The 24,868-nt window shown below is 69.9% G+C and carries 27 protein-coding genes; 11 read left to right on the forward strand and 16 right to left on the reverse strand.

The window, feature by feature from the left end:
* Window positions 1-48: 48 nt before the first annotated feature.
* The gene (locus tag ND450_RS31745; RefSeq protein ID WP_253322080.1) at window positions 49-2,151 is read right to left on the reverse strand and encodes a YfhO family protein; all 2,103 of its coding nucleotides are present in this window, start codon (window positions 2,149-2,151) and stop codon (window positions 49-51) included.
* 278 nt (window positions 2,152-2,429) lie between these two features.
* Between ND450_RS31745 and ND450_RS31750 the strand changes: the two genes are divergently transcribed.
* The 4 genes from ND450_RS31750 (at window position 2,430) to ND450_RS31765 (ending at window position 6,852) form a co-directional block, all read left to right on the forward strand.
* The gene (locus ND450_RS31750; RefSeq protein WP_089907773.1) at window positions 2,430-3,176 is read left to right on the forward strand and encodes a glycosyltransferase; all 747 of its coding nucleotides are present in this window, start codon (window positions 2,430-2,432) and stop codon (window positions 3,174-3,176) included.
* A 130-nt stretch (window positions 3,177-3,306) separates the two neighbouring features.
* On the forward strand, window positions 3,307-4,479 hold the full coding sequence (gene lhgO / locus ND450_RS31755) for an L-2-hydroxyglutarate oxidase (RefSeq protein ID WP_253322081.1): 1,173 nt from the start codon (window positions 3,307-3,309) through the stop codon (window positions 4,477-4,479).
* A gap of 126 nt (window positions 4,480-4,605) precedes the next feature.
* The gene (locus ND450_RS31760) at window positions 4,606-6,156 is read left to right on the forward strand and encodes a hypothetical protein (protein ID WP_253322082.1); all 1,551 of its coding nucleotides are present in this window, start codon (window positions 4,606-4,608) and stop codon (window positions 6,154-6,156) included.
* Window positions 6,157-6,303: 147 nt separating this feature from the next.
* Entirely contained in the window at window positions 6,304-6,852 is a 549-nt protein-coding gene (locus ND450_RS31765) for a hypothetical protein (RefSeq protein ID WP_253322083.1), read from the forward strand.
* Window positions 6,853-6,855: 3 nt separating this feature from the next.
* On the opposite strand, the gene ND450_RS31770 is transcribed toward ND450_RS31765, so the two are convergent.
* The 8 genes from ND450_RS31770 to serS all read right to left on the reverse strand — a co-directional run bounded on the left by ND450_RS31770 (window position 6,856) and on the right by serS (window position 15,019).
* Complete coding sequence (locus ND450_RS31770; RefSeq protein ID WP_089907761.1) at window positions 6,856-8,082, reverse strand: acyl-CoA reductase; 1,227 nt, start codon at window positions 8,080-8,082, stop codon at window positions 6,856-6,858.
* Window positions 8,079-9,134 (reverse strand): acyl-protein synthetase, encoded by a 1,056-nt coding sequence (locus ND450_RS31775; RefSeq protein WP_253322084.1) that lies wholly within the window; start codon window positions 9,132-9,134, stop codon window positions 8,079-8,081. The genes ND450_RS31770 and ND450_RS31775 overlap by 4 nt, the downstream gene beginning before the upstream one ends.
* Window positions 9,131-10,504, reverse strand: a complete 1,374-nt coding sequence (locus ND450_RS31780; protein WP_253322085.1) for an AMP-binding protein — start codon at window positions 10,502-10,504, stop codon at window positions 9,131-9,133. Before ND450_RS31780 ends, ND450_RS31775 begins: the two co-directional genes overlap by 4 nt.
* On the reverse strand, window positions 10,501-11,235 hold the full coding sequence (locus ND450_RS31785) for an SDR family NAD(P)-dependent oxidoreductase (RefSeq protein WP_253322086.1): 735 nt from the start codon (window positions 11,233-11,235) through the stop codon (window positions 10,501-10,503). The genes ND450_RS31780 and ND450_RS31785 overlap by 4 nt, the downstream gene beginning before the upstream one ends.
* Window positions 11,228-11,467: an acyl carrier protein gene (locus tag ND450_RS31790; RefSeq protein ID WP_089907749.1), complete on the reverse strand. Its 240-nt coding sequence runs from the start codon at window positions 11,465-11,467 to the stop codon at window positions 11,228-11,230. Before ND450_RS31790 ends, ND450_RS31785 begins: the two co-directional genes overlap by 8 nt.
* Window positions 11,468-11,500: 33 nt before the next feature.
* Window positions 11,501-12,199: a UDP-N-acetylglucosamine acyltransferase gene (locus ND450_RS31795; RefSeq protein ID WP_089907746.1), complete on the reverse strand. Its 699-nt coding sequence runs from the start codon at window positions 12,197-12,199 to the stop codon at window positions 11,501-11,503.
* A gap of 108 nt (window positions 12,200-12,307) precedes the next feature.
* Window positions 12,308-13,678, reverse strand: a complete 1,371-nt coding sequence (locus tag ND450_RS31800; protein WP_253322087.1) for a hypothetical protein — start codon at window positions 13,676-13,678, stop codon at window positions 12,308-12,310.
* A gap of 93 nt (window positions 13,679-13,771) precedes the next feature.
* Window positions 13,772-15,019 (reverse strand): serine--tRNA ligase, encoded by a 1,248-nt coding sequence (serS, locus tag ND450_RS31805; RefSeq protein WP_253322088.1) that lies wholly within the window; start codon window positions 15,017-15,019, stop codon window positions 13,772-13,774.
* 95 nt (window positions 15,020-15,114) lie between these two features.
* Between serS and ND450_RS31810 the strand changes: the two genes are divergently transcribed.
* Window positions 15,115-15,285, forward strand: a complete 171-nt coding sequence (locus ND450_RS31810; RefSeq protein ID WP_253322089.1) for a hypothetical protein — start codon at window positions 15,115-15,117, stop codon at window positions 15,283-15,285.
* A gap of 69 nt (window positions 15,286-15,354) precedes the next feature.
* Here ND450_RS31810 and ND450_RS31815 read toward each other — a convergent pair whose 3' ends face one another.
* Genes ND450_RS31815 through ND450_RS31825 form a run of 3 tightly spaced genes read right to left on the reverse strand, consistent with a single transcriptional unit; the run spans window position 15,355 to window position 17,679 of the window.
* A complete protein-coding gene (locus tag ND450_RS31815) occupies window positions 15,355-15,810 on the reverse strand; it encodes a DUF350 domain-containing protein (RefSeq protein ID WP_089907738.1) in 456 nt (151 codons plus the stop codon).
* 21 nt (window positions 15,811-15,831) lie between these two features.
* On the reverse strand, window positions 15,832-16,995 hold the full coding sequence (locus tag ND450_RS31820) for a glutathionylspermidine synthase family protein (protein WP_089907735.1): 1,164 nt from the start codon (window positions 16,993-16,995) through the stop codon (window positions 15,832-15,834).
* Window positions 16,996-17,001: 6 nt separating this feature from the next.
* Window positions 17,002-17,679, reverse strand: a complete 678-nt coding sequence (locus tag ND450_RS31825; RefSeq protein WP_371927454.1) for a hypothetical protein — start codon at window positions 17,677-17,679, stop codon at window positions 17,002-17,004.
* 154 nt (window positions 17,680-17,833) lie between these two features.
* On the opposite strand from ND450_RS31825, the gene ND450_RS31830 reads away from it, so the two are divergent.
* The 4 genes from ND450_RS31830 (at window position 17,834) to ND450_RS31845 (ending at window position 20,403) form a co-directional block, all read left to right on the forward strand.
* Complete coding sequence (locus ND450_RS31830; RefSeq protein WP_253322090.1) at window positions 17,834-18,889, forward strand: septum formation family protein; 1,056 nt, start codon at window positions 17,834-17,836, stop codon at window positions 18,887-18,889.
* Window positions 18,886-19,236, forward strand: a complete 351-nt coding sequence (locus ND450_RS31835; protein WP_089907725.1) for a metallopeptidase family protein — start codon at window positions 18,886-18,888, stop codon at window positions 19,234-19,236. The genes ND450_RS31830 and ND450_RS31835 overlap by 4 nt, the downstream gene beginning before the upstream one ends.
* Window positions 19,237-19,324: 88 nt before the next feature.
* Window positions 19,325-19,750 (forward strand): hypothetical protein, encoded by a 426-nt coding sequence (locus ND450_RS31840; protein WP_253322091.1) that lies wholly within the window; start codon window positions 19,325-19,327, stop codon window positions 19,748-19,750.
* Entirely contained in the window at window positions 19,750-20,403 is a 654-nt protein-coding gene (locus tag ND450_RS31845) for a hypothetical protein (RefSeq protein ID WP_253322092.1), read from the forward strand. The genes ND450_RS31840 and ND450_RS31845 overlap by 1 nt, the downstream gene beginning before the upstream one ends.
* On the opposite strand, the gene ND450_RS31850 is transcribed toward ND450_RS31845, so the two are convergent.
* Both ND450_RS31850 and pheA read right to left on the reverse strand, forming a co-directional pair.
* The gene (locus ND450_RS31850) at window positions 20,400-20,993 is read right to left on the reverse strand and encodes a histidine phosphatase family protein (protein ID WP_253322093.1); all 594 of its coding nucleotides are present in this window, start codon (window positions 20,991-20,993) and stop codon (window positions 20,400-20,402) included. The genes ND450_RS31845 and ND450_RS31850 overlap by 4 nt on opposite strands.
* Window positions 20,990-21,880: a prephenate dehydratase gene (gene pheA / locus ND450_RS31855; RefSeq protein WP_089907719.1), complete on the reverse strand. Its 891-nt coding sequence runs from the start codon at window positions 21,878-21,880 to the stop codon at window positions 20,990-20,992. Before pheA ends, ND450_RS31850 begins: the two co-directional genes overlap by 4 nt.
* 147 nt (window positions 21,881-22,027) lie before the next feature.
* Here pheA and ND450_RS31860 point away from each other — a divergent pair, with 147 nt between their 5' ends.
* Window positions 22,028-22,546: a macro domain-containing protein gene (locus ND450_RS31860; protein ID WP_089910202.1), complete on the forward strand. Its 519-nt coding sequence runs from the start codon at window positions 22,028-22,030 to the stop codon at window positions 22,544-22,546.
* Between the two features lie 60 nt (window positions 22,547-22,606).
* Here the strand turns inward: ND450_RS31860 and ND450_RS31865 are convergent, their stop codons facing one another.
* Window positions 22,607-23,053 carry a GNAT family N-acetyltransferase gene (locus ND450_RS31865; RefSeq protein ID WP_253322094.1) on the reverse strand — a complete coding sequence of 149 codons (447 nt, stop codon included), beginning with the start codon at window positions 23,051-23,053 and terminating at the stop codon, window positions 22,607-22,609.
* 109 nt (window positions 23,054-23,162) lie between these two features.
* On the opposite strand from ND450_RS31865, the gene ND450_RS31870 reads away from it, so the two are divergent.
* Window positions 23,163-23,780 carry a response regulator transcription factor gene (locus ND450_RS31870; protein WP_256557324.1) on the forward strand — a complete coding sequence of 206 codons (618 nt, stop codon included), beginning with the start codon at window positions 23,163-23,165 and terminating at the stop codon, window positions 23,778-23,780.
* Here the strand turns inward: ND450_RS31870 and ND450_RS31875 are convergent.
* On the reverse strand, window positions 23,758-24,864 hold the full coding sequence (locus ND450_RS31875; protein WP_253322095.1) for a GAF domain-containing sensor histidine kinase: 1,107 nt from the start codon (window positions 24,862-24,864) through the stop codon (window positions 23,758-23,760). The genes ND450_RS31870 and ND450_RS31875 overlap by 23 nt on opposite strands.
* Window positions 24,865-24,868: the final 4 nt, after the last annotated feature.

The raw sequence follows: 24,868 nt of genomic DNA on the forward strand, positions 1-24,868 counted from the left end.
CAGTGAGGGGCCGGTCGTCCGACCGGCCCCTCACTGTTCTCCGAACGTTCAGTCCTGAGAGGACGTCCGCGAACGCCGCCGCGACGTGACGGCGACGAACAGGGCGTGCGCCAGCCCGAGCACGAGGGCGCCTACGAGCAGCTTCCACCCGAAGCCGAGCCCCGGCGGCGAGAAGGCGAGCTCCACGGTGGACTCACCGGACGAGGCGGGCAGGTCGAGCTGGATCAGCCCGGCGGGCCCCTGCTCCACCTTCACGTCCTTGCCGTCCACAGTGGCCGTCCACCCGGGCCACGCGAGCGCGGCGAAGAGCACCTTGCCCGAGCCGCGGTAGGTGACCCGCTCCCCTTCGAAACCGGTGGAGGCGGCGGAGGACACCTGCACGCCGGGCGACGCGTACGACAACCGCGAGCCCTCGAACGGCAGCGGCGCGTCGCGCTTGAGCACCGTCACCACGGAGTTGCGCTCCTGCAGCGACCACCCCGGCGGGATGCGCTCGGGCCCGTTCTCCTTGACGTACCCGTTCGCGACCACGACGGTCTGCAGGCGGACGGCGTCGGCCAGCGGCGTGGAGAACGACCCGGCGTTCTTCCACAGGGCGTTGTAGGCCGCGGGGCAGGTGCCGCCGAAGTAGTTCATGCAGAACGTCTCGGAGAACGCCGAGTACCCGAGTCCGGTGTAGGAGTTGAGCGCGTCGACGCCCGCGATCTCCCACTGCGAGCCGAACAGCGCGTGCTGCCACGAGGTCTCGGGCGAGACGCCGCCCGCGTTCTTCTCGAGCACGCCGAGGTCCGCCACCAGCAGGGTGTTGCCCTGGTAGCGCTCGTCGAAGTTCTGCTTCATCTCCGCGACGTTGTGCGGGAAGTTCCACGGGTTGACGTTGAGGTTGCCCCGGTAGTGCGCGACCTGCAGCCCCAGCGTGGCGGCAGTGCCGAAGACGAGCGCCAACGCGACCAGCTTCGGCTTGGACCGGGCCGCGTACAGGACCGCGCCCAGCAGCACCAGCACCAGCACCGTCGCGAGACCGTGCCAGCGCCACGCCATCGGCGTCGACGCCACGGACAGGTAGAAGCCGAGGCCGACGAGGACGCCGGTCAGCACGGCGCGGACCCGCCACGCCGAGGTCTGGAAGCCCTTGGTCAGCAGCAGCGCGACGACCACCGACAGCGGCAGGTAGAAGTACTCGAGCAGACGGGCGGGCCAGCGGAACAGCCACAGGTTCGACGGACCGATGAGCAGCAGCAGGTAGATGCCGGCGAACACGTAGAGGCCGAGGTAGTCGCGCCAGCGGTCGCGCAGCACCGACCAGGCGAGCCACGGCACCAGCGGCACGACGAACCACGCCAGGTACGTGATCGGGAAGCTGATCCAGCTGCCGGTCCAGGTGTTGAACTGCGCCTGGAACGTGGGCGCGCTCATGCCGAGCAGGTCGGCGAGGTTCGGCACCAGGAAGCCGTCGTTGCGGATCGAGTTGTCGGTGCGCCAGGTCACGGCGGCGCTGCCGAGCAGCGGGAAGAACACGACCAGCGACGAGGCGCCGACGAGGCCACCGGCGACGACCAGGTGGCCGAGCTTGCGCCAGTTCCTGCGCACCACGAGCTCGAGCGCGACGCCGAGCAGGATGAAGACGACACCGAGCGCGCCGTAGGGGTTGCCGACCGTCATCGCCAGGTAACCGAAGACGAGGAGCCAGATCGGGTTCGACTTCCCGGTCGCGAAGCGGCGGGCGGCCCACCAGACCCACGGCAGCCAGGCGAACGCCATCAGGCCGGCGACCCACGCGGAGGCGTCGAAGAAGAGCGTGTAGCCGGAGAACGGCAGGGCGGTCGCCACGACGGCGGCGGCACCGCGCGCGGCGCCGTACTCCCTGGCCAGCAGGTACACGCCGACGGCGAGCAGCACGAGGAACTCGGTCTTGACGAACGTGGCGGCGACGGCGACGTCCGGCAGCAGCGAGACGACCACGTAGTTGCCCAGCGACACCGGGTTCCACAGGCCGAGCATGGCCTCGCTGGCGTAGTTGCCGCCCATCCAGCTCTCGGGCACCAGCGTGGGCCAGTCGCCCTGCCGCAGCAGCTCACCGATGCGGTACCAGTGCGGGAGGAACGCCGCGGCCGAGTCGTCCCAGTAGTAGAAGATCCGATTGCGGATCAACGGCAATTGGGCGACGACCGCGACGAATGCGACAATCCCCGCGACCGTGAAAATGCCCGTCCAGCGACTCCGCGAACCCGCCTGCGCGCCTTCCCCCGGATCAGCCGCCCCTGACCGGTCGGCGGCTCTGGGTTCCGTGAGAGTCACAATCAAGATCCTTTCAGGTGCGGCGCCACTTCGGGCATGCCCGAGCCAATGGACATTCCGGGGTCACGTTAAAGTTGCTCGCCGTTACGGTCGTGTAAGACCGCCCGGACACAGTCTGCCAGGGAGAAACTGTGGGAACACCAGAGCCCACCGATCAGCTCGCGCTCAGCTACGTCATCCCGGCGTACAACAGCTCCGACGCGATCGAGGCCACGCTCAAGGAGCTGGGTGACCGGCTCCAGGGAACCCACTCCGAAATCCTCGTGGTGGAGAACGGGTCGACCGACGGTTCGCCGGAGCTGCTCGACAAGCTGGAGCGCGACTGGCAGTTCGACGGCGTCGAACTGCGCGTGCTGCACTCGGAGAAGGGCCTCGGCCACGCGCTGAAGAAGGGCATCGGCTCCTCGCGCGGCTCGTCGGTCGTGCTGAGCGCGGACGACCTGCCGTTCGGGTTCGACGACCTCGACGAGGCGCAGAAGATCGGGCTGAACAAGCACAAGGTCATCATCGGGTCCAAGGCCCACCCGAAGTCGGACATGGACCGCACGCTGCTGCGCGCGGTGCTGAGCACCGGCTTCCTGGTCCTGCGCTGGGTGATCCTCGGCATGAAGACCCGCGACCCGCAGGGCACGTTCGTGCTCGACGGAACGTGGGCGCGCGGCGTGGTCGGCAAGCTCACGGCGCCGGGCTTCCTGCTCACGACGGAGCTCGTCTACCTGGCCGAACTCGAGGGCAACCACCCCGTCGAGGTGCCGGTGAAGCTCCGCCGCATCCACACCGGCGCGGGCAGCACGATCCGCGTGTTCCACGACGCCTACTCGATGGGCATCGGCCTGTTCAAGATCCGCAAGCTGCACCGCAGGACGCACGGCCGCTGACGCGCCGCTGGTTCCGCACCCCGATGCGCACGTGCCGATGTGATGGCACGTGCGCATCGTCGTTTTCGCTGATCCGCACCACCGGCCTGGTTATTCTCAGCCGACCGCCGGAGAGACAGGAGCGTGCCGAGTGCGTCAGGTGATCGTCATCGGGGGCGGGATCGTGGGGCTCTCGGTCGCCCGGGAGCTCGCGCTGCGCGGCGACGCGGTCACCGTGCTCGAGAAGGAAGGCGGCTGGGCGAGGCACCAGACCGGCCACAACAGCGGTGTGCTGCACGCCGGCCTGTACTACCGGCCCGGATCGCTGAAAGCCCGCATGTCGGTCGCGGGCAACGCGTCGATGGCCAGGTACGCCGAGGAGAACGGCGTCCCGTTCGAGATCTGCGGCAAGCTGGTCGTGGCCACCGACGCCGAGGAGGTCCCCCGCCTGCACGCTCTCGCCTCGCGCGCGGAGGCGAACGGCGTGCCGGCGAAGCTGATCACCGCGGCGGAGGCACGCGAGTACGAACCCGAGGTCTCCTGCGTGGCCGCGCTGCGCGTCGAGAGCACCGGCATCGTCGACTTCCCCGCCGTCTGCGCGGCGCTGGTCCGCGACCTCGACGGCCACGACCTGCGCCTGCACTCACCCGCACTCGCCATCCGCACCCGCGGCGAGAAGGTGGAGGTCGCGACGCCGCAGGGGGTGGTCCGCGGTGACGCGCTGATCAACTGCGCCGGCCTGCACAGCGATCGCGTCGCCCGGCTGGCCGGGCTGCGACCGGCCGCGACGATCGTGCCGTTCCGCGGCGAGTACTACGAACTGCGCTCCGACCGCAGGAACCTGGTGCGCGGCCTGATCTACCCGGTCCCCGACCCCGCGCTGCCGTTCCTCGGCGTCCACCTGACCCGCATGATCGACGGCAGTGTGCACGCGGGCCCCAACGCCGTGCTGGCACTGCGCCGCGAGGGCTACCGGTGGCGTGACCTCTCCCCCGCCGACCTGGTGGACGTCGCCCGGTTCCCCGGCACCTGGAAGCTGGCCCGCCGGTTCGCGCGGACCGGTGTCGAGGAGGTGCTGAGGTCGTTGTCCCGCAAGCGTTTCGCGGCGAGTCTCGCCCGTCTCGTGCCCGCCGTCGGCGAGGCGGACCTGGTGCGCGCCGAGGCGGGCGTGCGGGCGCAGGCGATGTTGCCGGACGGCTCGCTGGTCGACGACTTCCTCATCGAGTCCGCACCGCGGCAGATCCACGTCCTGAACGCGCCGTCGCCCGCCGCCACGGGTGCGCTGGAGATCGCGAAGCACGTCGCCGGACTGGTGCGGGACTGACCTGCAGGACCTGCAAGTGACCTGCAACGCCGTCTTCAGGCTGTTTGCAGGTGCCTTGCAGCTGTGGCCCACATCGTTGGTCGTGCCGGACGGGGAGTCCGGCGGACCGACTGAGGGGGCAACGAGATGGACATCCGGACCACCGCGGTGGCGACCACCGCGATCTTCGCGGCGATCCTGGGGGCACAGGCGCCGGCCACCGCGGCCGAGCAGAGCGGCGACCCGCTGATCCTGCTGTCGTGCAGCACGTACTCGGCGAACAGGTCGGTGACGCGCAGCGAGGTGATCGCCAGAGCGCAGTCGTGGATCGACGCGGGCGTCACCTACAACCAGGGCGGCTGCTACACCAACCGGTACGGCGACTACCGGATGGACTGCTCGGGCATGACGTCCATGGCGTGGGGCCTGAACTCCTCCCGCACCACCTACACCCTCGACCAGGTCTCGCACGTGATCCCGCGGTCCGAACTCAAGCCCGGTGACGCGCTGAACAAGTACGACGAGCACGTCGCGATCTTCGCGGGGTGGGCGGACGCGGCGCGGACGCAGCCGATCGTGCTCAACCACGGCGGCGACCCGATCTACGCGCACCGCACCGTCTGGTCGGCCGCCTTCGCCGCCCGGTTCACGCCGATCCGCTACGACAACATCGTCGACGACGTCACCGTCGCGGGCAACGAGGCTCCGGCCGTGGTCGTGGAGGGCAACGGAGCGATGCAGGTCTTCGCCCGTGACACCAACACCGGCAAGCTCGTCACCTCGTGGCAGTCGGGCGCGGGCTCCGGCTGGAGCGGCTGGACCACCCTCCCCACCAACGCCGTCGGCACGCCGTCCGCCCACGTGGACGGCCTCGGCCAGATGAACGTCTTCACCCGCCGCGACGACGGCCACCTGGTCCACCTGTGGCAGGACGGCCCGGACGGCGCCGTCGACCGCGGTGCCGACCTCGGCGGCGACTTCGCCGGCGACCCGGTCGTGATCACCAAGGCGGACGGCGCGAAGGTCGTCTTCCTCCGCGGCACCGACGGCCGCCTGTGGCACAAGTGGCAGACGAGCCCCGGCAGCGCGTTCAGCAGTTCCGCCCTGGTCCGCGACGACCTCGGCACGATCATCGGCAAGCCGTCCGTCCAGGTCGACGCCGAGGGCAGGTTCACCGTCTTCGCCGTCCGCTCCGACAACCACCTGATCACCGCGTGGCAGACCGAACCGGGCGGCGCGTTCACCACCGCCGACCTCGGCGGCGCGTTCGCCGGTGACCCGGTCGCGATCTCCAAGGCCAACGGCGCCAAGGTCGTCTTCGTCCGCGGCACCGACGGTCAGCTGTGGCACAAGTGGCAGACGAGCCCCGGCAGCGCGTTCAGCGACTCCGCCCTGGTCCGCGGCGACCTCGGGCAGGTCCTCGGCGCACCCGCCGTCCAGCTCTCCGGTGACGCCATGCAGGTGTTCGTCCGCCGCGCCGACGGCCACATGGTCACCGCGTGGCAGTACACCGCCGGTGAGAACTTCGCGGGCGTCGACGACATCGGCGGCAACCTCGCCTCCGACCCCGTCATCGGCCGCCAGGCCAACGGCACCAAGGCCGCCTACGCCCGCTTCACCGACGGCTCCGTCATGACCACGTGGCAGGACGACGCCGGTGGTGCGTTCCGCAAGACCTGGTCCTACCTCAGCAGCTGACCGGGCCGCGGATCACCAGCGAACTTGCAGACGGTTTGCAGGCGTCACCGGCAGGGTGCTGTTCCAGGGGACGGGTCGCCCGTGTCCGCTCCGCTGGGGGTGGGGCGGACGCGGTGACCCGAGTAGGACGTCGTCGGGGGGAAAGACGTGAACCGCTCGCTCGCCTTGATCACCGCCGCCGTCCTCGGCCTGGCGGCGTGCACGTCCACACCGGACGTCCCGGCGCCGGGCGGCACCACTTCTCCCGGCACCACGACGGTGACCACCCCACCGCGGGCCGTCGCGAAGGCGGATGACCGCAACCGCCTCGGCTACGGCGCGCTCAAGCTCGGCATGACGCTGGAGGAGGCGCGGGCGGCCGGCCTGACCGACCTCACCTGGGCGAGCGCCGGCGACCGCACCTGCGTCGCCGACGACGCCGTCGCCGTCTCCAGGAGGTACGGCGTCGTCCGGATCACCCTGCCCGCGGGGGCGAAGACCTCCAGGGGGATCGGCGTCGGATCGACCTACGCCGACGTGCGGAGCGCCTACCCGGACGCCACCGAGTACGACGACGGCTGGAAGGCCGAGGTGGCCGACAACGCCGCCTACTCGTTCGCCGGGAACCCCGAGTTCGTCTTCTTCGGGGACACCGACGAGGTCTTCCGCATCAAGCTCGGCGCGGTCGAGACCGACTGCACCCCCGCGCTCCTCTGACCGTCAGGCCTGGACGGTCACCAGGCGGGTGAACTCCGCGGGCAGGTCGAAGCCGTCCCAGTGGTCGGAGAACGTCAGCGCGTTGCCGAACGGCACGATCCGGTCGATGCCGCGCCCGGCCAGCTCGTGCGCCAGCGCCTCCAGCTCCTCCTGGGAGAAGCCGAACACCGACAGCGTCTGGTCCTTGCGCTGCACCATGGGCACCAGCGCGGACAGGCTCGGCAGCGTGGCGAACGGGAAGGTGCCCGCGCCCAGCCACTCGCGCGGCACGTCCGCGGCCTCGGTCAGCTCCAGCGTCGCCACGGCGTTGCCGTCGAACGAGATGGACTTGGCGTGACCGTCCGCGGCGACACCGTAGGCGGAGACGCGCTTCTGCACGGCCATCGCCGGCTCGACGACGTGGTGCTTGGCGGCGAGGACGGCGCTCAGCTCGGCGCGGAACTCGGTGCGCGCCTGCTGGCCCGCCACCTCGTCACCGACCCAGAACAGCGCGCGCGGCGAGGAGCAGGCGGCCTGGTCGAACCAGTACGAGTCGTTGTAGAACCCGACGGCGACCTCCCGCTTCTGCTCCGGCGTCGCCTTGGTCCAGCCGTCGACGGAGATCAGCGCGAACGAGGCGCGGTCGGGGAACGTGACGTCGCGCGAGTGCGGCGCCAGCGGCAGCTTGCGCACCTCGTTGACGGCGCGGTCGCCGCCCCAGATGACGCGCAGGTCGCACGCGGCGGACAGCGCGGCCGTCACCTTGTCGTCGCGGTCGTAGGTGACCATGACCTGGGTCTCCGCGACAGCCGGGTGCGCGTCCTTCAGGGCGTCGTTCAACGCCTCGACGACGGCCTCGGCGGCACCGGCGGACCGCGGCGAGATGCGCACGACGTTGCTGTTGCCGGCCAACGCGGACAGCGCCCACGAGTACACGAAGATCGTGTCGACGTTGGCGGGCGGGATGTGGAAGACCAGACCGCGGCCGAAGCGCAGGACACCGGCGGGCGTCTCCAGCTGCTTCAGCACCTTGTTGATCTCACCGCGGCGCAGGAAGAAGCCCAGCGAGGCCAGTTCCGGGTAGCGGCGGGCCATCTGCGGGGCCAGCAGCTTGCGCGCGAACTTCACCAGGAAGTCGACGATCCGCTCGTCGCCTACCTTCAGCCGGCCGCCGGTGGGCTCGCCGGAGATGCTCGCGAGGAGCTCGTCGACCGAGGAGACGTCGGGGCCTGCGGGGAAACGGCGCTTCATGAGGCAACAGCTCCAGAGAAGGTGTCCGAACAGCCGCGGGCCTCGGCGCGCGGGAGCCTGCCGAGCACGGAGAACCGCTTGCCCGGCCAGTCGCCGTCGTCGATCCCGTGCACCACACCGAGGTCCTCGGTCAGCAGCACGTGGCCCGGGTAGCTGCGCGGCAGCGTCGAGACGACCTCGATGACACCGGGCTCGCCGACGGGCTGCTCCTCCCAGGTGTCCGGGTTGCGGATGATGACGTCCGCGAAGTCCGGGCAGTACAACGAGTTGCCCGAGCGGCCCTCCAGGAAGACCGTGCCGATCTGCTCGATCATCCCGTAGTAGTTGTAGATCTGGGTCAGACCGGTGTCCTCGGCGAAGCGCTTGCGGAACTCCGCGTTGTCGACCGCGATGTCGATGAGCTTCTTCCAGCCACCGGAGTGGATCAGGATGCCGTTCGACAGGTCCAACTTGTGCTCGCGCGCGACCTCGTAGAGGTACTGCCAGACCATGAAGGTGAAGCCGAAGATCAGGAATGGCTCGGAGCCGTGCTTGGCGAGGAACTCCTTGACTGCCTCGACGTCCGGCTGGTCGTTCTCGTCCAGCGCGTAGACGTGGCTGCGGCCGAACGTCGCCATGCCGAGCACGCCGGCGCCGCGGGCGGAGAACGAGCGGCGGTTCTTGATGATGCTGATGGTGTCGACCATGAGCATCGGCAGTCGCTTGCCGCCCAGCACTTCCTGCAGCGTCGCGCCGAGCTGCTTGGTCTGCACCCCGGCGGCTTCCTTGTCGAGGTAGATCCGCGAGGCGCCACCGCCGGTCGTGCCGGACGAGGTCAGCACCTTGAAGACCTCGGAGTCCGGAATGGACTTCAGCTCGTGCGTCTTGAACATGCGCACCGGCAGCCACGGCAGGTCGTTCAGCGACCCGAACTTCTCGCCCGACTTGATCCCGAGCGACGACAGAATGCGGTCGTACTGCTCGGAGTGCGCGCGGTGGTGCTCGGTCAGCTCGGTCAGCTCCGCCAGCAGCGCGGTCTCGCGCTCGGCCTGACTGCGCCCGAAGACGCTCATACCTGTGCCTCCAAGGACCGGTAGTCGATCTTGCCGCTGGGCAGCTGCGGGAAACCCTCCGCCGGGCGCACGTCGAAGCCCGTGACGTGCAGGTGCAGCGTCTCGGACAACAACTTCGCGGCCTGCTTGCAGGTGTCCTTCTCGGCCCTGTCGAGGAAGACGACGACCTTGTCGCCCGCGGGCACGGCGGCGGCCGCGCCGAAGCCCTTCACGATCTGCTCCAGGTCGTCCAGGTTGACCCGGTTGCCGAACACCTTGCCGATCCGCTTGAGCCGGCCGGTGATGTAGAGGAACCCGTCGGAGTCGAGATATCCCAGGTCACCCGTGACGAGCACACCGCCGGTCTCGTCGCCGAGAGCGAGCTCGGCTTCGGACTCGGCGTAGCCCATCATCACGTTGGGACCGCGGTACACCACCTCACCGGCAACACCGGGCTCGGTGATTTCGTTCCCGTCCTCGTCGCGGATCGCGAACGCGCCACCGGGCAGCGCGGGACCGGCGGAGCCGATCTTCTCGGCGAGCCGGTCGGCGGGAACGGTGGCCATCCGGGGCGCGGCCTCGGTCTGGCCGTACATGACGAACATCTGCCCGCCGACGGCGCGCATCTTGTCGTTGAACTCGCTGACGAGGTCCGTGCGGAGCTTGCCGCCCGCCTGCGTCAGGGTGCGCAGCGTCGGGTACTTGGCCGGGTCGAACCGCAGCCGGCGCAGCATCTCGTAGTGGTACGGCACGCCGGCCAGCGACGTGACGCCGTACTGCGTGACCGCGTCCCAGAACGGCCGCGCCACCACGCCGGAGCCCTCCAGCAGCACCGTCGCGCCCTTGCGCAGGTGGCTGTTCAGCACGGACATGCCGTAGCTGTAGTGCAGCGGCAGGCTGGTCGGCGCGACCTCGTTCTCGTCGATGCCGAGCACCTCGGCGATCGCGTCGGCGTTCGCGAGGACCGCCGAGCGGGACAGCCGCACGAACTTCGGGTTGCCGGTGGACCCGCTGGTCGGGAGCATCACGGCCAGGTCGGGGTGCGGCGCGACGCCGTCCGCGTCCTCGCGCACCCAGTCCTGCGTGTAGCCCCGCGCGGGTTCGTCGTCGATGCCCAGCACGGCCGCGGGGCGGAACCGGGACACGAGCCCGTCCAGCACCTCGCGGTCCTGCGCCGGGTCGAGCAGCGCGACGGCGCGGCCCGCCTCGAACGCACCCAGGTACCGCAGCACGCTCGTCAGGTCCAGGCCGACCCGGAGGAACAGCACCCCGGACGGCAGATCGACGAGTTCCTTCGCCGCCTCGGACACGCGACCGGCGAGCTCGGCACCGCCGAGCAGCTCACCGGTCGCGGCGTCACGCAGGCGGGCCTGAGCGTGCAGCAGCGTCACAGCACCAAACCTCCGTCGATGCCCAGCACCTGACCGGTGACGAACGACGCGTCGTCACTGACCAGGAACCGGATCACCTTGGCCACCTCTTCGGCGGTGCCGAGCCGGCCGAGGGCGGTGTCGCCCTTGATCCGCTCCAGCACCTCGTCGGACTGCTCCGAGATCAGGTCGGTCGCGATCACGCCGGGCGCGACCGCGTTGACCCTGATCCCGTGCCTGCCGAGCTCCTTCGCCGCGGACTTCGCGGCCGCGACCACCGCCGCCTTGGACGCCGCGTAGACCATCTGGCCCGCGTTGCCGCGCTCGCCGACGATCGACCCGATCAGCACGATCGAGCCGGTGCGCTTGCGCATCATGGCGCGCGCAGCCGCCTGCACGGAGCCGATGGCGCCGGCGACGTTCGTGGTCAGCGTCTTCGACACGTGGTCGTCGGTGAGCATGCCGATGAGGCCGCCCTCGAGCAGACCGGCGCTGGCCACGAGCACGTCGATGCGCCCGTGCTCCTTCGCGACGGCCTTGAAGACGTCCTTCACGGCAGCGGAGTCGGCGACGTCGAGCGCCACGCCGTGGACGCGTTCGCCCAGCTCGGCGGCGCGCTTCTCGGCGGTCTCGCGGTCGCGGCCGGTGATGACCACCGTCGCGCCCGCCTCCGCCAGCAGCCCGGCGGTGGCGAAGCCGATGCCGCGCGTGCCGCCGGTGACGACCGCTACCTTGCCGGTGAAATCACTCACCCGCGCCGAAGCCCTTCAGCATGTCGACGGCGACCTTGAAGCTGCTCATGTCGATGACCTGCTCGGTCTCGAACTGGACGTCGAACTCGTCCTCGATGGCGGCGACGAGCGCCATGTGGCCGACCGAGTCCCACTCGTCGATGTCGCGGTACTTCAGGTTCTCGACGTCCACGGAGTCGTCGAGCTGGAGGGCGTCCACGAAGACACCACGAAGACGGTCGTTGAGGGCCATCGTTTTTCTCGTTCTCTCTTCGAGGTCTGGGGCTCAGTGCTCGTTCGAACGCTCGGTCCACGCCTTGAGCAGCGCGGCGAGCTCCTCCGGCAGGCCGGCGGGAACCTCCGCCTCCTTGCCGGTGAGGAAACCGGTGAGAGCGGCGATCGCGGCCTCGTCGCAGCCGCGACGGGACAGGCCGATGACGTTGACGCCGGTGGTGCGGGCCGGGTTGCCCAGCGTGATGGTGAACGCACCGACCTCCTTGCGGATGGCCGAGCCGAGGCCGATCATCGCGCCGGGGCCGATCTGCGTGCCCTGGTGCACGACGGTGCCCAGGCCGATGTTGGAGCCGCTCCACACGTGGCAGTGGCCGGCGATCTGCACGGCGCTCGTGATCACGACGCTGTTGTCGACGACGCAGTCGTGCGCGATGTGGGCGCGGCCCATCACGTAGTTGTCGTTGCCGAGCCGGGTCGCGTCCTTGGCGCCCTGGTTGATCGTGACGAACTCGCGGATGCGGTTGCGGTCGCCGATCACCACGCCGGGGCCGTCGTTCTCGCCGTCCCAGCCGGCCAGGTGCGGCGCGCTCAGGAACTCGGCGGGTCCGCCGATGCTGACGTGCGGGCCGATGAAGTTGCCGTCGCCGATCCGGGTCGGTCCGGCGATGACCGTGTACGGGCCGATCACGTTGTCGTCGCCGATCTCGACGTCCTTGCCGATGATCGCGGTCTCGTGAATGCGGTTCGCCACTGGTCCCCGTCCTGCCCGTGAGTTGGTGTAACCCACGTCACCAGGGCACTTCCACCCGACGGGGCCGGTGGGCCACTCTACTTGACGGGCAGAACGGGGCCGGACCGGCTACGAGGACAGCAGGCCCAGGCTCGCGTCCATCACGATCCGTTCGGTGGTCCCGGCGGCGGGCGTGACCGTGTCGGAGAACTTCAGCGGGCCCGGCCACGCGTAGGAGATGCAATAGCTGCCCTCGCCCGCGATGGTCGGGTCGCCCTCGTTCCACCCCGCCTCGTACCCGGAGTGCAGGTCGCCGCCGGAGCGCAGCGTCTCGTTGTCCGCGACGTAGCCCTCGCACTCGTTGGCGTATCCCATGACCCAGAGGGTGCCGGGGAACGCCGCGCGGAGCCTGACGTCGTAGCTCGACAGCGGCTCGTGCGCCAGGGCGAGGACGCTGAGGCCGCCGAACCGCCAGCACTGGATCGGCATCGGCATCGACGTGGGGAGCTCCCCCGCGTCGATCTGCTCCAGCATCAGGCCCGCGTGCCGCCAGTTCGGGTCGGCCGGGCCCAGCACCTCGCGGCGGAGCTCGTACTTCGCCCGGACCGCGGCCAGCACGGCCGGGTCGTCGGTGTCGTTGTGGAACGGCAGGGCGACCTCGGTCATCGCCGTCGCGACCGGGCCGGTGACGTCGTCGAACACGTCGTCGCCGAGCAGGTCGACGACCGCCTGGCCGAGGACCGTGCCCAGCTGCACGGTGGTGGCCGGGCTGTGCGGGTCGTTCGCCTCCTGGTCGCCGCACGCGCCCTGGACGAACAGCGCGGGCACGCCCAGCGCGTTCTCGACCAGCTCGGACGCGACGGCCGGGAACTCGCCGTCGAAGACGTCGTCGTTGCCGCGCGAGACCGGGTGGCAGGCGGCGCCGAAGACCACGGCGAACAGGTCGCCGCCGGTCGTGTCGAGGCGCAGCACCGGCACGGTGTCGAGCACGGCGAAGTCGTCCGCGACCCGGTTGTGGCCGATCTTGGCCTCGCCCTCGGCGTAACCCAGCACGACCGGGGTCCGCTCGAGTTCGAGCGTGTCGCGGACGAGCTGCACCAGCGCGTCGGTGATCAGGTTCGCCGTGCCGTTGACCGCGTCGACGTCAGCCTGGGTGAGGCCCATCATCACGTTCGGGTTCGGCCGGGTGTCGCCGTACAGCGCGCCCGAGTGCGTGTGGCTCGCCAGCAGCATCAGGTCCTCGTCGGCGACCAGGCCCTCGTCGACGAGCGCGCCCCGGATCGCCTGGTTGACGTCCCTAGGGATGCTGATGAGGTCCGCGCGCACCAGGACCTTCGGCACATCGCCGTCCCAGAGCACCAGGCACTGCGCGCGCAACCGGCGGGCGATCGCCCCGTGGTTGCCGCGCGGACTCCAGCCGTACCCGCCCATCCACAGACTCGGGTAGGGCGGGTGGACCGGCGTGATGTCGGCTTCACCGACCGCTGCTTCGAAAGACATGACGACTCCCCCTGCTCGTGCACACCACACCCCCATGTGGCTCTGCAAGGAAGACGCCGTCAGGCCACCCGAAATACAGGTTTCGGGAAACCTTTACCTGAGGACTTCCAGACCGCCCATGAACGGCCGCAGCGCCTCGGGCACGACGACGGACCCGTCCGCCTGCTGGTGGTTCTCGAGGATCGCCACGATCCAGCGGGTGGTGGCCAGCGTGCCGTTCAGCGTGGCCGCGATCTGCGACTTGCCGTTCTCGTCGCGGTAGCGGACGTTGAGGCGGCGCGCCTGGAACGTGGTGCAGTTCGACGTCGAGGTCAGCTCGCGGTACTTCTGCTGCGTCGGCACCCACGCCTCGCAGTCGAACTTGCGGTGCGCCGACGTGCCGAGGTCGCCCGTCGCCGTGTCGATGACGCGGTAGGGCACCTCGATCTTGGCGAGCATCTCCTCCTCCCAGCCGAGCAGCCGGGCGTGCTCCGCCTCGGCGTCCTCGGGCTTGACGTAGGAGAACATCTCGACCTTGTTGAACTGGTGCACGCGGATGATGCCGCGGGTGTCCTTGCCGTACGACCCTGCCTCGCGGCGGTAGCACGACGACCAGCCCGCGTACCGGCGCTCGCCGTCGAGGATCTCGTCGGCGTGGTAGCCCGCGAGCGGCACCTCCGACGTGCCGACGAGGTACAGGTCGTCGGCGGGCAGGTGGTAGATCTCGCTCGAGTGCGCGCCCAGGAACCCGGTGCCCGCCATGATCTCCGGCCGCACCAGGGTGGGCGTGATCATGAGCTCGAACCCGTTGGCCGTGGCCTGCGCCGCCGCCATGTTGAGCAGGGCGAGCTCCAGCTGGGCGCCGACGCCCTTGAGGAAGTAGAACCGGCTGCCGCTGACCTTGGCGCCGCGCTCCATGTCGATCGCGCCGAGCTTGGTGCCCAGGTCGAGGTGGTCCTGCGGCTCGAAGTCGAACTCGCGCGGCGTGCCGACCGTCTTGATGACGCGGAAGTCGTCCTCGCCGCCGACCGGCGCGTCCGGGTGCACCAGGTTCGGGATCTTCGCGAGGAGCTCGTCGACCTCGGCGGCGGTGGCGTTCTGCTCGGCCTCGGCGGCCTTGACCTCGGCGGCCAGGTCCTTCGCCTTGACCAGCAGTGCGGCGCGCTCGTCGCCCTTCGCCCTGCCGACCTCCTTGCCGAGCACCTTCTGCTCGGCGCGCAGGGTGTCCGCGCGGGAGATGGCGGAACGCCGGCGCTCGTCCGCGGACAGCAGGCTGTCGACGACGGCCTCGTCCTCGCCACGGGCACGCTGCGACGCGCGCACGATCTCCGGGTTCTCGCGCAACACCTTGAGGTCAATCACCCTGGAAAGGGTAGTCGCCGCCGTATCCGCACTTCATCCGGATATCCGTTCAACGGGCCGTGGGCGGGTGGCGTTGTGAGCGCAGGAGGTGCGCGATGACCGACAAGATCCCGCCCGGCTTCGACCACGAGAGGTTCCGGCTGGAGGCCTCGCGGAAGCCGAACGCGGTCGTGGGCTTCCTCGGGCGCCTGCTCGCCGCCCTGTCCGGGCTGCCGCAGGAGACGGCCAGGCGGCACGACCCGGCGCCGGACCGCCGGGTGCGCTGACGCCGTCACCGGCCACAACGCGGAAGGACCCGGCGCCGCACCGGCACCGGGTCCCTCCGACACGTCCGGCTAGTAGATCGCGAACGCCACCACGAGACCGAGCGCGACGTGCGCGGCGGCGACGACCACGGAGGCGGGCGCGAAGCGGTCGGACTCGATGATCGAGCCGATGTCCAGCTTGGTCACCCACTCCAGCAGGCGCACGGCCGCGACCTGCACGATGATGCCGACGATGCCGTAGATCAGCGACGTGAGCAGGCCCTCGTCGAGCTTGCCGACGGCGCTGAGGATGGCCACCACGACGATGAACGCCATCGAGACGAGGCCGGAGGCGGTGACGATCACGGCGTTCGGGGCACCGTTGCGGACCAGGATCGACAGCTTGCCCGGCGTCGTCCAGTCGATCGCGTAGAAGCCGAACACCATGAGGACCAGACCGACGACGGCGTACAGCGCGATCGCGCCGATGCCCCGGCCGATGGCCGAGCCGAAGCCGGGGTCCAACGCGAGCGTCGTGTAGTCCATTACCTGTTCCCTTTCGGAGTCTTACTCAACAATTCGATGCGGCACGAACGCCGCGCCATCGTCGGTCACGAGGCCGACTGTTTCCCGGATGCCGAGGCCCGCCGACGTGTCGCCGACGACCCAGGCACCCAACGCGGGGCGGTAGCCGTCGAACTCCGGAAGCGGATCGAACAGCTGGTAAACGAAACCCTCTTTGCCGTACACGCCGCCGGTCTGCGTCTCGTAGCCGGGAGCGACGATCTGGATGTTCGACCCCTCGCGGCCGAGCAGCGGCTTGCGCACGTACTCGGTGAGCATGCCGGGGTCGTTGAGGTACGCGGGGAGCAGGTTGGGGTGGCCCGGGTACATCTCCCACAGGATCGCGAGCAGCGCCTTGTTGGAGAGCAGCATCTTCCACAGCGGCTCGAGCCAGAGGGTGCCGGGCAGCGACTCGACGGCGTGCCGGCCGAACTGCTCCTCGACCACCCACTCCCACGGGTAGAGCTTGAAGACGGTGCCCATCGGGGCCTCTTCGAGGTCGACGAACCGGTTGAGCAGCGTGTCCCAGCCGATGTCCTCCATCGCGATGCCCACGGTGTTGAGCCCGGCCTCGGCCGCGGTCTCCTGCAGGCAGGCGGTGGTGAGGTGGTCCTCGCCGGACGGGTCCGCGCTCGACCAGCTGAAGTGCAGCTCACCGGACGGGAGCTTGGCACCGATCTCCGTCCAGCGCTCGACCAGGCGCTCGTGCAGCGAGTTCCACTGGTCGTCGTCCGGGAAGACCTCCTCCTTCCAGTACCACTGGATGTAGGCGGCCTCCAGCAGCGAGGTCGGGGTGTCCGCGTTGTACTCGAGCAGCTTGGCGGGACCCGAGCCGTCGTAGCGCAGGTCGAAGCGGCCGTAGACGTGCGGGTCGCGGCGCCGCCACGACTCGGCGATGTGCGGCCACACCCACTCGGGGATGCCGAAGTCGCGGTAGCGCTCGGTCAGCACCACGTTGTCGACCGCGTCGAGGCACATGGAGTGGAGCAGCTCGACGTCGGCTTCGAGTGAGAGGACCTCGCTCATCTCGAACACGTAGTGCACCGACTCGTCCCAGTAGGGGCGGTCGGCGCCGTTCGCGTACTTCGCGGGCAGGCCGAAGACCAACCCCTGGTCAGAGACCGTCCGCTGCCAGTTCGGCCGCGGATGTGAGGCTTCACGACGCAACTGTGCTCAGCCTCCGCTGCTCTTCGACCCGCTGCTGATGCCGAACCCGCCGCGCTGGACGGACGTGCCCGACTTCGTGGAGACGTTCGCGCCCTTCGGGATCGTGTAGCTGCCGCCGCTCACCTTCTGACCGACCGAGCCCGTGCCGCCGTAGTTGTAGCGGTAGGAGCTGTTGCCGATGTAGATGAAGCCGCCGCTGCTGTACCCGCCGTGGCTGCGGTAGTAGCTGTCGGAGCAGTAGTCGTCGTCGACGATGACGTTGTTCTGGTCCGTGCACTGCGCCGTGACGTTCTTGGGGCTGGCGGCCGCGTACCAGATCGCGACCAGCGCGACGACGCCCACGGTGACGCCACCGCCGATGAGCAGGCGTTTGCGGGTCTTGCGCTTCTTCTCGAAGGCGGCGGATTCCGCGGCGAACCGCTCCTGCTGCGCCTTGAGGGCGGCGGCGCGAGCGCGTTGCTCGGCGACCGTCGCCTGACGCGGCTTCGTGACGCCCGCCTGCTGCTGGCGCATCTTGCCCTTGGTGGGCTTCTGCGGCGCAGGCTGGTTCGGACCGGCCTGCTGCGGCGCAGGCTGGTACGGCGGCGGCTGCTGGCCGGGCTGTTGCGGCTGGCCGGGCTGTCCCGACGGCGGCCCAGGCTGGGGCGTCGGCTGGCCAGGTCCTGGCAGGTTGTTGTCAGTCATCACCACTCCCGCGGGCAAGGTACCTAGTGAGACTGTGAAAACACGGCCGATTGGTGGACGAGTGTCCTAAAAGCAACACTCGACCCCAACCCGGCGCACAGCGGTCTCACACGGCACGGGCATCATGGATGAGATGTCTCCGAGCGCCGGTTGGTTGAGTCGATCTGGTCACATCCGCGACACGCGGCTGGTGATGGCCGGTGCGTTCCTGGGCGCGTTCGGCCTCCTGATGCTGGCCACGTTCACGTCGGTGCTGGCAGGAGGCCCGATCAGCACCAAGCGCGAGCTGGTGAACGCGGCGTACCAGGCAGGCGTCGGCGAGTGCCTCAACTGGGAGAAGGCCGACCTCTCCGACGCGCAGAAGGTCGACTGCGCCGCCGCGCACAAGTTCGAGGTCACCGGCACGGCGGACATCACGGCCGCGTACCCGAAGGAAGCGCCGTACCCGGCCGCCGAGGCCTGGGAGAAGATCGCGCAGGACAACTGCGCCCAGGCGTCGACCACGTACATGGCGGGCAAGCTCGACCCGCTGGGCAAGTACGGCGTCAGCACCCTGAACCCGGACGAGACCCGCTGGTCGAGCGGGTACCGCGAGCTCAGGTGCGGTCTGCAGGTCACGGCGCCCTCCGGCGCCGCGCTGCCGTCGTTCGGCAGCGCGAAGACCCAGGACCAGTCGAACGTGTACGACCCCGGCGTCTGCGTCGCGCTCACCGAGGACAACAAGGTGGGTGACCCGATCGAGTGCGCCAAGCCGCACGCGTTCGAGATCGTCGGCGTCGTGGAGCACCCCGAGGGCGAGTTCCTGGCGCCCGAGAAACAGGACACGGTGATGTCCGAGAAGTGCGCCGCGATCGCCGCCGAGTACACCGGCGGCGCCGACCTCAAGGCGAAGAACCTGCTCATCACCTGGGACACGCGCGCCCAGGAGAGCTGGGCCGTCGGCTCGCGCAAGGCCAACTGCAAGATCGGCGCCGTCCCCCAGGGCGAGAAGCTCGTGGCGTGGGAGGGCAGCGTCCGCAACCCCAACGGCGCGCCGCTGACCACGGCGAACCCGCCGCAGACCACCTCGGTCAGGCCCCAGGACGAGCCCACCGGCGCCCCGCTGCACTCCGAGTCCGGCAAGCCCTCGGAGTCGGGCAAGCCGTCCGGCTCGGACAAGCCGGACCCGTCGTCCTCCGGCGCACCCCCCTCGAGCGCGGAGAACCGATGACCGTCGAGATGACCAGGGCACGCTTCGACGAACTGGTCGAGGAGGCCCTGGACCTGGTCCCGCCCGACTTCATGCACGCGATGAACAACGTCGTGGTGCTGGTCGAGGACCGCAACCCCGACGAGCCGGCCCTGCTCGGGCTCTACCAGGGCATCGCGCTGACCGAGCGCAACACCGACTACGGCGGCACCCTGCCAGACCACATCTTCATCTACCGCGAGGCGATCCTCGACATCTGCGACACCGAGGACGACGTGGTGGAGGAAGTGATCATCACCGTGGTGCACGAGATCGCGCACCACTTCGGGGTGGACGACGCGAAGCTGCACGAGCTGGGCTGGGGCTAGTCCCGTTCAACTGCGTCGCCCCTCCAGCCGTCCCGTGGAATAGTCCGTTCGGAGTAGTCGAAGCGACTTCGAACACCTTGGGGGACGGATGAAGCGCAAGTTCTGGACCGCTGTCGTCACGTGTGTGCTGGGCGCCGTATCGGTGGTGGGCGCCCCCTCTTCGCAGGCCGCGAACGAGGACTGCGTCTTCCAGCTCGACAACCCGCACGCCTCGCACCACGTGCCCGGCTCGACGAACGCGGCCGCGACGATCCGGTGCAACACGGAGAAGAACTACCTCGGCATCACGGTCGAGCTCTTCAGCTACACGCCGGTCGCCCAGCGGGTCGGGTTCGCCGAGTGGGGCAACGACAGCGGCACCGCGAAGTTCTACCGGCTCAGCGCGGACTGGAACCAGTGCCACAACGGCATGGTCATGAGCTCGCACGCCAAGTACGCCGTGGTCGACAAGAACGGCAACCCGACCCACCAGGAGAAGGACTCGGGCCGCGTCACCGTCAGGAACTGCCCGTAGTGGGGAGCGCCGACGCGTCGCCGGTCCTGCGCGAGCTGGTCAGCCGGTTCGCGGACGATCCGGCGCGCGTCGACGCGTGGACCGACTCGGAGCTGTACGCGGAGATCGCGCTCGCCGCGTCCGTCGTGGCCGGCGGTTCCCCGCCCGGGACCTGGAGCGATGCCGCGGCGGCGCGCATCGGCGAACGGATGGGTGCGGGGTGGTTCGCCGACGTGTCGCTCACCTCGCCGCAGTTGCACCACGGGCCGCTGCCGGTCGTGCGGGTGACCAACGGCGAGCCGCGCTCGGTCGTCGGGCAGAAGCCGCAGGGCGCGCTGTGGACGTCGTCCCGGCTGCCCGACGGCTCCACCGGCTGGTCGCTCTTCGACCACGACCGCGAGCCGGTCGAGGTGGTCTTCGACCCCGAAGAGGTGCGTGTTCACCACCTCGACGACGTCGGGGACTACACGCGCCTCGTGGCCCGCTACCCGCGAACGGCCGCCGGAACGGCGCACGTCGACTGGGAGGCCGCGGCCGCCGAGCTGGACGCCGTCCACCTGACCGCGCGCGGCCTGTTGCGGATCGAGGGCCTCGTCGTGGACACCCCGGCCGGCCCCGCGTGCCTGACCGGCTGGAACGCCGAGTGCACCGCGTGGCTGCGAGCGCCCGGCTAGATCTCCACGCCCGCCCACGACCGGCACACCCAGCCGTCGCCGTCGGTCTCCAGCACCACCACGCCGGTGTTCGGCAGCAGGTTCTCCGCCAGTTCCACCGGCACGTTCGACGCCAGCGCCAGCGCGCCCATCCGGCCCGAGCCGCCGTGCGTCACGACCACGACGGTGCCGTCCTGCCGGATCGACGAGATCGCGGCCAGGAAGCGGTCCAGGACCTGCTGCCCGGACTCGCCGCCGCCGGGGAACGCCACGTCGAGCTCGCCCTCGGCCCAGCGGATCACGGTCTCGAGGTAGGTCTGGTACGCCTCGGTGTCGTTGCGGCCCTCCAGCGAGCCGACCTGGATCTCCTCGATGCCCTCGAGGACCTGGACGGGCAGGCCGAAGCGCTCGGCGGTCGGGGCCGCGGTCTGCTGGGCGCGCAGGCCGATGCTCGCGTAGACGGCGGCCACCTCTTCGGTGGCGAGGAGGTCGGCCAGTTCGCGGGCCTGCTTCCGGCCGAGTTCGGTGAGCGGGGGTCCTGGCATGGCCGTGTCGAGCTTGCGCTCGATGTTCGACGCCGTCTCACCGTGCCTGACCAGCAGCAACCTCACCCGCGCTCGCCCTTTCTGACAGCATCGACCCAGGAGGCGGCTGCGGCGAACTCGGCGTTGTGAGCCTCGACGGGCTCGTGGTCGGCCTTCGGGAAGGACCCGAGGAACCGGATCTCACGCGAGTGTCGGTGCAGCGCGGCCAGCGCGTCACCGATCCTCGGCTCTGCGATGTGCCCCTCGACGTCGATGTAGAAGCGGTACGTCCCCAGTTTGCCCTTCTGGGGACGCGATTCGAGGCCGGTGAGATTGATGCCACGCAACGCGAGCTCCGTGAGCAGCTCGGACAGCACGCCCACGCGGTTCGGGGTGGTCACCACGACGCTCGTGCGGTCGGCGCCGGTCGGCTCCGGCAACGCACCTGGCCGGCGCAGCAGCAGGAACCGCGTGCGCGCGTCGGGCACGTCCAGGACGTCGGTGGCGTACTCGTCGAGCTTGTAGTGGTGCACGGCCACGGGGGCCGTCACGGCGGCGTCGAACTCACCGCGCTCCACCTCGGCGGCGGCCGCGGCGGTGGACGAGGTGGCGATCGAGGTGACGCCCGGCAGTTCCGCGGCGATCCACTCGCGGACCTGGGCCAGCGCGTGCGGGTGCGAGGCGATGGTCTTGATGTCGGTCGTGCCCGGACGGACCAGGACGCTGAACCGGACGTCCAGCACGGTCTCGGCCACCGCCACGACCGGTTCGTCGCGCACGAGGGCGTCCAGGGTCGCGGGCACGGCGCCCTCGACGGAGTTCTCGATCGGCACGCACGCGAACTCGGCCTCGCCGCGGCGCACGGCGGCGAACGCGAGCGGGATCGTCTCGACCGGGACCAGGTCGCCCTCGAACCGCATCGCTGCCTGCTCGGTGAAGGTGCCCTGTGGTCCGAAGTACGCAATGCGCGGCATCAGGTCAGCGTAGTGCGGCGATCAGAGGCGGAAATCACGCCTGTGTCAGGGGCCAAACCTGGGTTCCGCAAGGGCCGTTCGAACTGGAATGCTTGGGGCGTGCCCGCTCTAGCGCCAGAACTCGTGTTGTGCGCGGTCGACGAACCGATGGCGAACGCCTGGCTCGCCGTCGCCGACGGACGCACCGGGGTGAGGGTGCATCGCGGGTCCGTGCTCGACATCCACGCGCAGGCCATCGTCAGCCCGGCGAACTCGCAGGGCTGGATGCGCGGTGGCATCGACGCCGTCTACGCCACGGCCTTCCCCCTGGTCGAGAACAACGTCCGCAGCGCCGTCCTCGCGCTGCACGGCGGAGAGCTCCCGGTGGGCGAGGCGCAGATCGTGGCGACCGGCGAGACCGAGCCGGCGTGGCTGATCAGCGCGCCGACGATGCGCCTGCCCGGCGAACGGCTGCCGGTCGACACCGTCCACCCCTACCTCGCCGCCCGCGCCGTGCTCCGGCTGTGGAGCGAAGGGCGTCTGGAGGACGGCACGCCGGTGCGCGACGCCGTCCGCACCATCGCGATGCCGGGGCTCGGCACCGGGGTGGGAGGCGTCGCCCCGTCCACGTGCGCGCACCAGGTCGCCGCCGCGTGGGACGAGGCTTTCAACCCCCTGCACGTCTGACGGAGGTTGTGCACAGGACTTGTGCACAACCCTGTGGACAAGGTTGTGGATGCTTGTGGACTACTGGCGTGGCGCCACCCATCGTTCGAGGTCCAGCTCGTCCGTGATGGGGATGCCGAACTCACCCACAGCCGGTATCTCCGGTTTGAGCTTGCGCGCCTCGCGGACCGCGTCCGGTCTCAGCGCGGCCAGCTTGAACCCGCGGCGCTGGTAGAAGCGGATCGCGTCGAGGTTGTCGTTGGTGGTCGTCAGCCGCACCCGGTTGCACCCGGAGGAGCGCGCCTGGCGAACCGCGGCGTCGACGAGCGCGGTGCCGACGCCGCGGCCCCGCCGCAGCGCGTCGATCGTCACGATCTCCAGTTGGTGGTTCGTCACCGCGTAGGTCAGCAGACCCAGCACGTGACCCTGCTTCTCCACGAGGAAGCCCGGCAGACTCGCCGGGAAGAACACCTCGCCGTGCGCGACGGCCGTGTGCGCGCCCCACAGCTCGAGAACCAGTCGGGCCACAACTATGCGATCTGCTTCCTCGACCGGTCGTACCGAGCCTTCTGCCATGACAAGAACTGTGCCAATTCGAGTCACGTCCAGGAACAGCCATTCGACGTACGGTGGATTCGTGCCAGTGCGCGTTTTGTTGGTTGACGATCACGAAGTAGTGCGCAGGGGTCTGCGCGAGATGCTCGACGACGAGACGGACATCTCGGTCATAGCCGAGGCCGGATCCGTCGGCGAGGCGGTGACCAGAGCTGCGGCGACACCGCCGGACGTGGCCGTCGTGGACGTCCAGCTCCCCGACGGCAGCGGGGTCGACCTGTGCCGGTCGTTGCGCGACCTTGGCATTCGTTGCCTCGTGCTGACCGCATTCGACGACGAAGAAGCGCTCGTCGGCGCGATCATGGCCGGTGCCTCGGGGTACCTGCTCAAGCAGGTGCGCGGCCAGGACGTCGTCACGGCCGTGCGCGAGGTCGCGGCGGGACGATCCCTTCTGGACCCGGCGACCACAAGCCGGGTACTCGAACGGATGCGCAATCCCGCCCCGATCGGACTCACCGACCAGGAACAGCGCGTGCTCGAACTCATCGGTGAGGGCCTCACGAACCGCCAAATCGGTGAACGGTTGTTCCTCGCGGAGAAGACCGTGAAGAACTACGTGACGTCCGTTCTGTCGAAACTCGGCATGGAACGACGGACGCAGGCCGCCGCCTGGGTGGCTAAACGGGGACGGACCAGGTGAGCGTCGTCCCGTTCGGCGAACTCACGACGCGGAAATCACCACTCGCGGACTTCGCCCGTTCGGCGAGGTGCCGCAGGCCGCGCTGAGTCACGCCGGACGGGATGCCGCACCCGTTGTCGGCGACGCGCAGCAGCAGGTGCTTCTCATCGCGCCGTACGTCGATCTGGAGGTTCGTGGCACCTGAGTGCCGCACGACGTTCGACAACGCCTCACGCAACGCGGCGCGCGCGTCGTCGGCGTGCCGCCGCGGCACGTTCGCCAGGTCGCCCGCCACGTGCAGGCGCGGCGCGAAGCCGAGCAGCTCACCGGCCGTGCGGACCTCGGCCTTGATCGAGTCGAGCAGGTCTACGCCCTCGGCCGGGTCGGTGTTGCGCAGCTTGCGGACGGTGCCGCGGACCTCGGCGATCGTCTCGTCGACCAGGTCGACGGCCTCGTTGATCCGGGCGCGGTCGGTGTGGTCGAGCTTCTTGCCCAGGCGCCGTTCCAGCAGGCTGAGCTGCACGCCGGCGCCGTAGAGCCGCTGGATGATCACGTCGTGCAGGTCGCGGGCGATCCGTTCGCGCTCCTCGTAGACCGCGACGCGCTGCCGGGCGGTGAAGCCCTCGGACAGCACCACGGCGAGACCGGCCTGCGCCGCGAACGCCGACAGCACGTCCACCGTCTCCGGCGTGAACGGCGGCTTGTCCCGCCGCCGGTAGACCGCGAGCGCGCCGATCTTGCGGTCCGAGGTGCCGAACGGCGCCACCGCGAACGGGCCGTAGCTGCGCAACGCCTGCGGCACGTACGGGGCCGTGCGCGGGTCGCTCGTGACGTCGTCGGCCATCACCGGGACGCCCGTGCGCGCGGCCTTGGCGGCGGCGCTGCGCGGGCTCAGCGTCGCCGTGACCGGCTCGCCGGACGAGGCCTCGACGGTCAGCGTGCCGTCGTCGTCCTCGGTGGCGAGCATGGCGAGGACGAGGTCGGCGTCCGCGATCTCCGCGGCCGCCTCCACCACGAGCCTCAGCACGTTCTCCGGGTCTTCCAGCGCCGCCGACGTGATCTCGGTGGACGCGACGAGCACGCGCCGCGCCAGAGAGGGGTCCATGGTC

The sequence above is a fragment of the Lentzea sp. HUAS12 genome (genome assembly GCF_024125735.1).
GTDB lineage: Bacteria > Actinomycetota > Actinomycetes > Mycobacteriales > Pseudonocardiaceae > Lentzea > Lentzea albida.

What these genes read in the sequence shown, in the direction of transcription:
- ND450_RS31760 (WP_253322082.1), top strand. Translation starts at nt 4,606, where the DNA reads ATGGACATCCGGACCACCGCGGTGGCGACCACCGCGATCTTCGCGGCG.
- ND450_RS31770 (WP_089907761.1), bottom strand. Translation starts at nt 8,082, where the DNA reads ATGAAGCGCCGTTTCCCCGCAGGCCCCGACGTCTCCTCGGTCGACGAG.
- ND450_RS31775 (WP_253322084.1), bottom strand. Translation starts at nt 9,134, where the DNA reads ATGAGCGTCTTCGGGCGCAGTCAGGCCGAGCGCGAGACCGCGCTGCTG.
- ND450_RS31790 (WP_089907749.1), bottom strand. Translation starts at nt 11,467, where the DNA reads ATGGCCCTCAACGACCGTCTTCGTGGTGTCTTCGTGGACGCCCTCCAG.
- ND450_RS31800 (WP_253322087.1), bottom strand. Translation starts at nt 13,678, where the DNA reads ATGTCTTTCGAAGCAGCGGTCGGTGAAGCCGACATCACGCCGGTCCAC.
- ND450_RS31810 (WP_253322089.1), top strand. Translation starts at nt 15,115, where the DNA reads ATGACCGACAAGATCCCGCCCGGCTTCGACCACGAGAGGTTCCGGCTG.
- ND450_RS31815 (WP_089907738.1), bottom strand. Translation starts at nt 15,810, where the DNA reads ATGGACTACACGACGCTCGCGTTGGACCCCGGCTTCGGCTCGGCCATC.
- ND450_RS31825 (WP_371927454.1), bottom strand. Translation starts at nt 17,679, where the DNA reads ATGACTGACAACAACCTGCCAGGACCTGGCCAGCCGACGCCCCAGCCT.
- ND450_RS31835 (WP_089907725.1), top strand. Translation starts at nt 18,886, where the DNA reads ATGACCGTCGAGATGACCAGGGCACGCTTCGACGAACTGGTCGAGGAG.
- ND450_RS31840 (WP_253322091.1), top strand. Translation starts at nt 19,325, where the DNA reads ATGAAGCGCAAGTTCTGGACCGCTGTCGTCACGTGTGTGCTGGGCGCC.
- pheA (WP_089907719.1), bottom strand. Translation starts at nt 21,880, where the DNA reads ATGCCGCGCATTGCGTACTTCGGACCACAGGGCACCTTCACCGAGCAG.
- ND450_RS31860 (WP_089910202.1), top strand. Translation starts at nt 22,028, where the DNA reads ATGGCGAACGCCTGGCTCGCCGTCGCCGACGGACGCACCGGGGTGAGG.
- ND450_RS31875 (WP_253322095.1), bottom strand. Translation starts at nt 24,864, where the DNA reads ATGGACCCCTCTCTGGCGCGGCGCGTGCTCGTCGCGTCCACCGAGATC.